The 7,945-nt window shown below is 71.2% G+C and carries 5 protein-coding genes and 1 pseudogene; 2 read left to right on the top strand and 4 right to left on the bottom strand.

Annotation, left to right across the window (positions count from 1 at the left end; translation table 11 throughout):
- The 3 genes from E6G06_09900 to E6G06_09890 all read right to left on the bottom strand — a co-directional run.
- Positions 1–1,593, bottom strand: a 1,593-nt coding sequence (locus E6G06_09900; GenBank protein ID TML91471.1) for a peptidase S8 and S53 subtilisin kexin sedolisin, incomplete at its 3' end; no start/stop codon positions are given.
- A gap of 252 nt (positions 1,594–1,845) precedes the next feature.
- Positions 1,846–2,922, bottom strand: a complete 1,077-nt coding sequence (locus E6G06_09895) for a M56 family peptidase (GenBank protein TML91366.1) — start codon at positions 2,920–2,922, stop codon at positions 1,846–1,848.
- Positions 2,780–3,193 carry a BlaI/MecI/CopY family transcriptional regulator gene (locus E6G06_09890; GenBank protein TML91365.1) on the bottom strand — a complete coding sequence of 138 codons (414 nt, stop codon included), beginning with the start codon at positions 3,191–3,193 and terminating at the stop codon, positions 2,780–2,782. The genes E6G06_09895 and E6G06_09890 overlap by 143 nt, the downstream gene beginning before the upstream one ends.
- 96 nt (positions 3,194–3,289) lie before the next feature.
- Here E6G06_09890 and E6G06_09885 point away from each other — a divergent pair, with 96 nt between their 5' ends.
- Positions 3,290–4,180: an undecaprenyl-diphosphate phosphatase gene (locus tag E6G06_09885; GenBank protein ID TML91470.1), complete on the top strand. Its 891-nt coding sequence runs from the start codon at positions 3,290–3,292 to the stop codon at positions 4,178–4,180.
- 15 nt (positions 4,181–4,195) lie between these two features.
- Here the strand turns inward: E6G06_09885 and E6G06_09880 are convergent, their stop codons facing one another.
- Positions 4,196–5,485 carry a hypothetical protein gene (locus tag E6G06_09880; protein ID TML91364.1) on the bottom strand — a complete coding sequence of 430 codons (1,290 nt, stop codon included), beginning with the start codon at positions 5,483–5,485 and terminating at the stop codon, positions 4,196–4,198.
- Between the two features lie 198 nt (positions 5,486–5,683).
- On the opposite strand from E6G06_09880, the pseudogene E6G06_09875 reads away from it, so the two are divergent.
- A pseudogene (locus tag E6G06_09875) lies at positions 5,684–7,920 on the top strand (arylsulfatase).
- Positions 7,921–7,945: the final 25 nt, after the last annotated feature.

Genomic DNA, 7,945 nt, shown 5'->3' with positions numbered 1-7,945 from the left:
GCCCGACCACGAGCTGCCCGACCACGACGAGCCGCTCCACGAGCTGCCGGACCACGAGCTGCCCGTCCACGAGCTGCCGGACCACGAGGAGCCGGACCACGAGGAGCCGGACCATGAGGAGCCGTTCCAGGTGCCCCCGCTCCAGCTGGAGCCGTTCAGCGCGGCGGGCGCCCAGGTGGCGGGGTTCCAGACCTGGCCGAAGATGTCGCGTTCGCCGGTCAGAGCCTGGCCGGTGGCGGGATCGACCACGTGTACCGCGCCGCGCGCCGTCTCGAGCGAGCCCTGGCCGCTCGAGTAGGGATAGCTCTGGGTCGAGGGCCCCGCCACCGTGGTCATGGCCCGACCCACATCGATGATGCCGGAGCCCTGCAACACGTTGCTGGCCTTGACCTTGAGCGCACTGGCCATGAGCACGGCCTTGACCTGATCGGGGGTGAGGGTGGGCCGCTGCTGGAGCAGCAGAGCCGCCGCGCCCGATGTCACCGCGGCCGCCTGCGAGGTACCGCTGCCCCGGAAGAACCGGGTGCCCACCCGCGCACTCGGGAAGTTCATGTCGACCACGGAGTTGGGGTCGCGCAGGGAGATGAGCGACTTGCCCGGAGCCAGGACGTCGACGTGGCGGTTGCCGTTGCCCCGGGAGGAGAACGAGGCGGGCGCGTCGTCGGCCGGCCCGACGGTTCCCATGGGATCGTCGGCCCCGACGGCAAGCACGAAGGGGTCGATCGCCGGATCGGCCAGGGAGGTGGCGGCCTTGCCGTCGTTGCCACCCGCCACGACCACGACGATGCCTTTGCGCCAGGCGACCTCGGCGGCATAGGCGAGGGGATCGAGCGCATAGCCCTGAGGGGAGTCGGTGCCGAAGGACAGGTTCAGCACCCGCACGTTGAGGCCGTTGTCGCTGCGGTGCTGCACCACCCAGTCGATGGCGGCGATGACCTGGGACACGTCCACCGATCCGTCCGCCGCCCCCACCTTCACGTTGAGGATGCGGGCATCGGGAGCCACCCCGGTGAAGTGGGCGGGGTCGGGCACGGCCGAATCGGCGGTGTCACGCCCGGCGATGAGCCCGGCCATGTGGGTCCCGTGGCCGTAGCCGTCCAGGTAGACGAGGTTGGGGTTCTGGGAGTCGAACGACAGATCCGGCCCGTTGACGACCTTGCCCGGCGAGGTGAGCCCGACGACGGGCGCCACCCCGGAGTCGATGAGGGCCACGTCCACGCCCTTGCCGGTCAGGCCGGCGGCGTACGCGGGGTTGGCGTTGATGATCGAGGCCACGTTGGTGGGCGAGGAGAGATCGGCCGCGGGGTCATAACCGAGCGCGGGGTCGACGCTCAGCATGTGGCCGCGGGCGTCGGCGGTCACTGCCCGCACGCCGTCCGCGCCCGCCAAGCGGCCGACGCTCCCCGCCGGCACCCGAGCGGTGAAACCGTCGATGATGGCCAGACGCCGCCCGACCGAACCGCCCAGACGACCGACGAGGCGTTCGACCGCGGCGACGCGGGCGGATTCTGCCCGCACGATGACGGCCACATCCGGGCCCCGGAGCTGCACGCGGGGGGCTCGCGGTGCGCCCGCGAGCGACGCCAGCAGCATCATTGCCGCCAGGGCCGGCGCGAAGGCCCGCATCGGGTGCACCCGGTAGCGCCCCGGAGACGTCTTGCTGTTGCCGTCCCACTCCACGCCCAGCAGCCGCAGTTCGCTCACGAGTCTCGTCTCTCTCCGAGGGGATCTCACGGAGAGTGAGAGTACGGCCACACACAGTGAGGGACCATGGGCCCCGCGTGCCATTCTGGGACTGCCGTCCGGGCTATGACACGCGTAGCCCGAGGGCGGGCTCAGAGCGAATCAGCGCGTTCGCAACGCCTCGAAGAGCCGTTCGGTGTCGTGGGTGGCCCAGCCGAGCGCGCCGATCGCGACCACGACCACGACGGCGACCAACCAGACGACCTCGACCCGCCGTCGCCGAACCGCGGGCTCGAGCAGCGCCGCCACGCGCTCGGGTACCCCGAGATGACCGAGGTGCATCGCGCCCGCGACCGCGACCTGCCGTTGGAGCAGCGAGAGCTTCGCGAGCGCCGTCTTGGTCAGCGCCCGGGCCGCGATCGTCGGGTGGGTTCGGGCTGCCGCGTCTTCGTCGGCCCACCGCTCCAAGGCGAAAGCCACGTCGTCTCTCACCGACCCCAGCATCGGGTTGATGGCCGCCGCGAGAGCAATGACGACGATGAAGTTCCTGTGGGCATGGGCGAGGTGAGCGTGCTCGTGGGCGAGAGCGGCGGCGCGCTCCTCGTCGTCGAGGGCCTCGAGCAGCGCGGTCGACACGAGCACGCGGCCCCGGCGGGCCGGGGTGGCGGGCACCGCGACGGCGGTGGGCACCGGGTCGTCGACCACGACCACGGAGCCGCCGCCCGCGGATGCGAGCGCCGCATGCATCCGGGAGATCGCCGCGAACTCGGAGTGGAGCCGCCGCACCCGGACGAGCACGAGCGCGCTGACCACGACCAGCCCCAGCGAGGCGGCCACCGAAACGACGATCGGCACGGGGACGCCATGGTTCACCGCTCCCGGCCGCCAGCGGCCGAGGTGAGCGACGACCGAGTCGCGCGCCACCAGCGGCCACGCCAACAGCCCCAGCGCTCCGAACGCCGAGCCGGCCAACACGACCATGGCGGCGGTCATCGACCAAGCGGCCCGACGGGGTGACGTCCTCCGACACACCAGACGGCTCAGCCCGACCAGCACCGCGCTGAGGACGAAGGGCAGGTAGATCACGGCGCGCACGTCAGTGCGCCTGCTCGGGACGGGCCTGGTCGATCTCGGCGAGCATCGCCCGCAGCATGGTCTCGTCCTCGGGTCGCAACCCGTCGATGAGCCCTTGCAGCACCGCGGCCCGGTCGTTGCCGTGGGCCAGGAGGCGGCGGACATGGTCGGCGACGACCTCGGTCTCGGCCACCACCGGAGAGTACGCGAACGCACGACCCACCTTGGTGCGCTCGATGACCCCCTTGTCGTGCAGACGTACGAGGATCGTCATCACCGTCGTGTAGGCGAGGTCGCCCCCGACGGCCGCCTGTACCGCCGCCGGCACCAGCGGCTCGGACGCCGCCCACAGCGCGGCGAGGACCTCACCCTCGAGCTCGCCCGAGCCGCGCCGCGAGGCCGCCCGTCTCGGGCTACGGCGATCGCGACCAGGCATGCCCCCCAAAGTACGACAGCTGTCGGAGTTCAGCTAATCTACGACACACGTAGTAGATGTCGGCGGCGGTGCCGGCGGACCCGAGGAGCGACCGTGATCAGTTACTTCCAGGCCATCGTGATCGGCCTCCTGCAGGGCGTCACCGAGCTGTTCCCCATCTCGAGCCTCGGCCATTCGGTGCTCGTGCCCGCCTGGCTGGGCTGGGACCACCTGGTCACCGCCCAGTCGGCCGATGAGTCCTTCTACCTGGCCTTCGTGGTCGCCCTGCACGTCGCCACCGCGGTCGCCCTGCTCGTCTACTTCCGTGCCGAATGGGTCCGCATCATCGCCGGCTTCGTCCGCACATGGCGCACCCGCCGGATCGAGACCCCCGACGAACGCCTCGCCTGGCTGCTGGTGGTCGCCACCATCCCGGCCGGCATCACCGGCCTCGCCCTCGAGCACGCGTTGCGCACCCTGTTCGCCAAGCCCCTCGCGGCCGCGGTGTTCCTCACCGTCAACGGGCTGATCCTCCTCGCCGGCGAACGGGTGCGGCGCCGAGCCGCGGTTCGCCACCTGGTCGTTGCCCACGCGACCGATCGCGGCCCCGGCGAGGAGGAGGGTCGCGCGCTCGACACGCTCGACTTCAAGGAGGCGGGCGCGGTCGGCATCGCCCAGATCGGCGCCCTGTTCGCCGGCGTCAGCCGCTCCGGCATCACGATGGTCGCCGGGTTGCTGCGCGGCCTCGACCACGAGGACGCGGCGCGGTTCTCCTTCCTGCTCGCCACCCCGATCATCTTCGCGGCCGGCGTCTACAAGGTTCCCGACCTCGCCGGGCACCTGGGCGACGGCATCCGCGGCCAGGCTCTCGTCGGCGCCCTCTTCGCCGGTGTCGCCGCCTTCGTGTCGGTGCGGTTCCTCGTCCGCTTCTTCCAGACCCGCACCCTGCTGCCGTTCGCCGTCTACAGCCTCATCGTCGGCGCCATCAGCATCATCCGCTTCGCCTGACGCATCACACCGGGCTCATGTCGTCACCGCACAGCGGGCGTCGAGCGCGGCCAGGATGTTGCGCAGCCGCTGCGGCTTCATCTTCTGCCAGGCGTGCACCGCGAGCCGGAGCAGGCTGACGATCTCATACGCGTGGACCCGTTCCTCGACCGCTCGGTCCGCGACGCCACCGGCCGACCGGTAGCCGTCGAGGAAGACCGCCTCCAGCGCGTCCCCGAGCGGAGCGAACCGGGGCGCTTCGACACCCGCGGCCTTCACCATCGCGAACCGCAGGTACGCGAGGAAGTGCCCGAGGTCGAGCCCAGGCTCGGCCCGGCACGCGCCGTCGTAGTCGACGAGACCGTACCGATCGCCGGAGAAGAGGATCTGCGTGTAGCTGAAGTCGCCGTGCGCGGTGGCTTCGGCCATCGTCTCCGTGCCTGCCGAACGCGATTCGGCGGACAACATGGCGGGCTCGATCCGCGCCGCCAGCTCGGGCGTGTACGCGCGCACGACATCGATCGCGTCGTGCAGCGGGGCGATCTCGCCGTCGAGCGAACGGCTGGGCCCGAGCGGGAGCTCGACGCGGTGGACCGTTGCCGCGATCCGTCCGCAGCGGGCAACCGCCTCCTCGAGTGCCGGCGAGTCGGGTGGTGTCTCCGTCTCGCGAACGCGCGCCTTCAGCAGCTGGGCCACGCGTGGCGCGCCCGGGATAGCTCCCAGCACGGTCAGGCCGAGCTCGGGGCGGTCGACGAGCACCGGCGGCACGTCGAACTCGGCGCCCGCGTGCAGCAACGCGTCGGTGAGCGCGCGGGTCTGCCCGCCGCTGCCGTCGTTGACGACCTTGCCGTAGGCGACGGCGGAGACGCGGGGGGCGCCCGCCTCGAAGCGCAGGGCACAACGGCGGCGGCGACCGTACTGGGCGGCAGCCACGCGGTACGGGCCGGTCACGGCGGGCAGGGCGCGGTCGAGCAGCGAGGCCGTCTCGTCCGGATCGGTGACGCGCACGAGCGTGGGGAGCTCCCCGTCCACCGGGAACACCGCGACCGCGATCGCCAGCGCCGGCAGGGTGGCGGCCAGCACGGGCACAGGCGGCCGGTGGGGCCGCCCGTCGAGGTCGGCCGCGGGCTGCTCCAGCGCGTCGACCCGGAACGCCTCCGCCGCGCCGGCGTCGCGGAACAGGCGGGCGCCGATGAGCACCTGGTCGCCACGCTCGAGCGTTGCCCGACACCGCACCATGCAGTAGCCGTCGGGCTCGAAGAGCGCCTCGCGCGGCTCGCAGGCGACAACTCCGACACCCAGCGCATCGCCGAGGGCTGACGCCATCGACGGACCGTCGAATGCGGCACGAAGTCCGGGGAAGGCGTCGACGAACGGGTCGCTGTCCCGGAGGTCGAACCCGCCCTCCCGAGTCGCAGGTGTGCTTCCCCTCACGGGGTGAGCATGTCGGCTCCGCGCTGCACGGACAAGTGACGGTTCGCGGTGGCGCTGGTCAGCGGCGTCGGGTCGTGATCTGATCTCGGCATGTCGATCTTCGAGCCGGACTTCGCCGGCGTCATCGGTCGCACGTGGCACGACTCGCAACCCTGGTGGCCGCCCGAGCTCGCTCCACCGGAGGGCGCGCCGAACGTGGTGTTCATCGTGCTCGACGACGTCGGGTTCGCGCAGCTGGGCTGCTTCGGGTCCGACATCGACACCCCGCACATGGATGCGCTCGCCGCGGGCGGCCTCCGCTACAACAACTTCCACACCACCACGCTGTGCTCGCCGACGCGCTCGTGCCTGCTCACCGGTCGCAACCACCATTCGGTGGGGATGGCGTGCATCGCGGAAGCCACCAACGGCTTCCCCAACAACCGGGGGCGCATCACCAAGCGCGCCGCGCTGCTGTCGGAAATGCTCCGCCCGCACGGCTACAGCACGTTCGCGCTCGGCAAGTGGCACCTCGTGTCGGCGGAGGCGCAGAACGGTGCCGGCCCGTACGACGACTGGCCGCTCGGCCGCGGCTTCGACCGCTACTACGGCTTCCTCGGCGCCGACAACAACCAGTGGAACCCCGACCTCGTCTACGACAACCACCGCGTCGAGCAGCCCGCGTCGCCTGACGACGGCTACCACCTCAGCGCCGACCTCGTCGACCGGGCGATCGAGTTCATCCGCGACCAGCAGTCGGCCGCGCCGGGCAAGCCGTTCTTCTGCTACCTCGCCTTCGGCGCCGCGCACGCGCCCCACCACGCGCCCCGCGAGTACATCGAGCGCTACGCGGGTCGTTACGCCAAGGGCTGGGACCAGACGCGGGACGAGTGGCTCGCGCGTCAGAAGGAGCTCGGCATCGCGCCGGCGGGAGCCGGTTTGGCGCCGAGGGACTCTCGGCCGACGAGCGCCGGCTCTACGCCCACATGATGGAGGTCTACGGGGCGTTCCTGACCCACACCGACGACCAGATCGGCCGCCTCGTCGCGTTCCTCCGCGAGATCGACCGTCTCGACGACACCCTGACCGTCCTCATCTCGGACAACGGGGCGAGCGCGGAGGGAGGCGACCACGGGCTCGTCAGCGAGTGGCTCTTCTTCAACCTGATCGAGGCCACGGTCGAGGACAACCTGGCGCGCATCGACGACCTGGGCGGTCCCTCCACCTACAACCACTACCCGATCGGTTGGGCCCAGGCCGGCAACACGCCGTTCCAGTGGTACAAGCGCTGGGTGCACGCGGGCGGGGTGCGCGACCCGCTCATCGTGCACTGGCCGTCGCGCATCCGCGACGGAGGTGCCATCAGGAACCAGTACCACCACGTCGTCGACATCGTGCCCACCGTGCTCGAGGCGATCGGCGTCGAGGCTCCCGACGTCGTCAGCGGCGTGCCCCAACTGCCGATCGAGGGGACCAGCTTCGGCTACACGTTCACCGACGCCGAAGCACCCACCCGCAAGGAAGTGCAGTACTACGAGATGTTCGGCAACCGGGCCGTCTGGGCCGGCGGCTGGAAGGCGGTGGCTGCGCACCAGCGCGACGTCCACTGGGTCTTCCCGCAGCCGTTCGAGGACGATCGCTGGGAGCTGTACCACCTCGACGACGACTTCTCGGAGCTCGACGATCTCGCGGATCGCCATCCCGACAAGGTGCGGGAGCTCATCGAACGATGGTGGTCGGAGGCCGGGAAGCACAACGTGCTCCCGCTCGACGACCGGGGCGTCGGCCGCGCCCTTCGTCCCCAGAAGCAGACGGTGTTCACCTACTACCCGGGCATGTCGGGCCTCCATCCGATCGTGGCCGCGCGCACGGTCGGCCGGAGCCACACCATCACGGCCGAGGTCGACCGCGCCGACGCGTCACAAGAGGGCGTGCTGCTGGCGATCGGCGGCCGCTTCGCGGGGTGGACCCTCTACGTGCAGCACAACCGCCTCGTCTACGAGCACAACTATGTGGGGCTGGAGCGCTACGTGGTCACCTCCGACACCGACGTGCCGACGGGCCCGTGCACGCTCGAGATGCGCTTCGACCGCACCGACCGCCTGGCCGGCGAGGTCACCCTGCTGATCGACGGCGTCGAGGTCGGAAAGGGCGACATCGCGAAGACCTGCCTCATCACCGGCTTCGAGCCCCTGGACTGCGGCCAGGACACCCAGACCCCGGTGAGCCCGGCCTACGAGAGCCCGTTCCGGTTCACCGGAACGTTGAAGCAGGTGGTGCTGGAGGTCCACGGGAGGGGGATCTTCGACGACCGCGCCGCGACGGCCGCCGCGCTCGCCGAGCAGTAGCAGCAGGCCCGGTGGCGCGGTGACT

Source organism: Actinomycetota bacterium (assembly GCA_005888325.1).
GTDB lineage: Bacteria > Actinomycetota > Acidimicrobiia > Acidimicrobiales > AC-14 > AC-14.
This window is presented reverse-complemented; position numbering and strand designations above follow the sequence as displayed.

Bases quoted from the DNA above. Each gene is read 5' to 3' on its own strand.
- E6G06_09895 (TML91366.1), bottom strand. From the start codon at position 2,922: ATGTCCGCCGCCTCCTGGCCCACGGCAACGACCGGGCCGCGGTGCTGC.
- E6G06_09890 (TML91365.1), bottom strand. From the start codon at position 3,193: ATGCCTGGTCGCGATCGCCGTAGCCCGAGACGGGCGGCCTCGCGGCGC.
- E6G06_09880 (TML91364.1), bottom strand. From the start codon at position 5,485: ATGGCGTCAGCCCTCGGCGATGCGCTGGGTGTCGGAGTTGTCGCCTGC.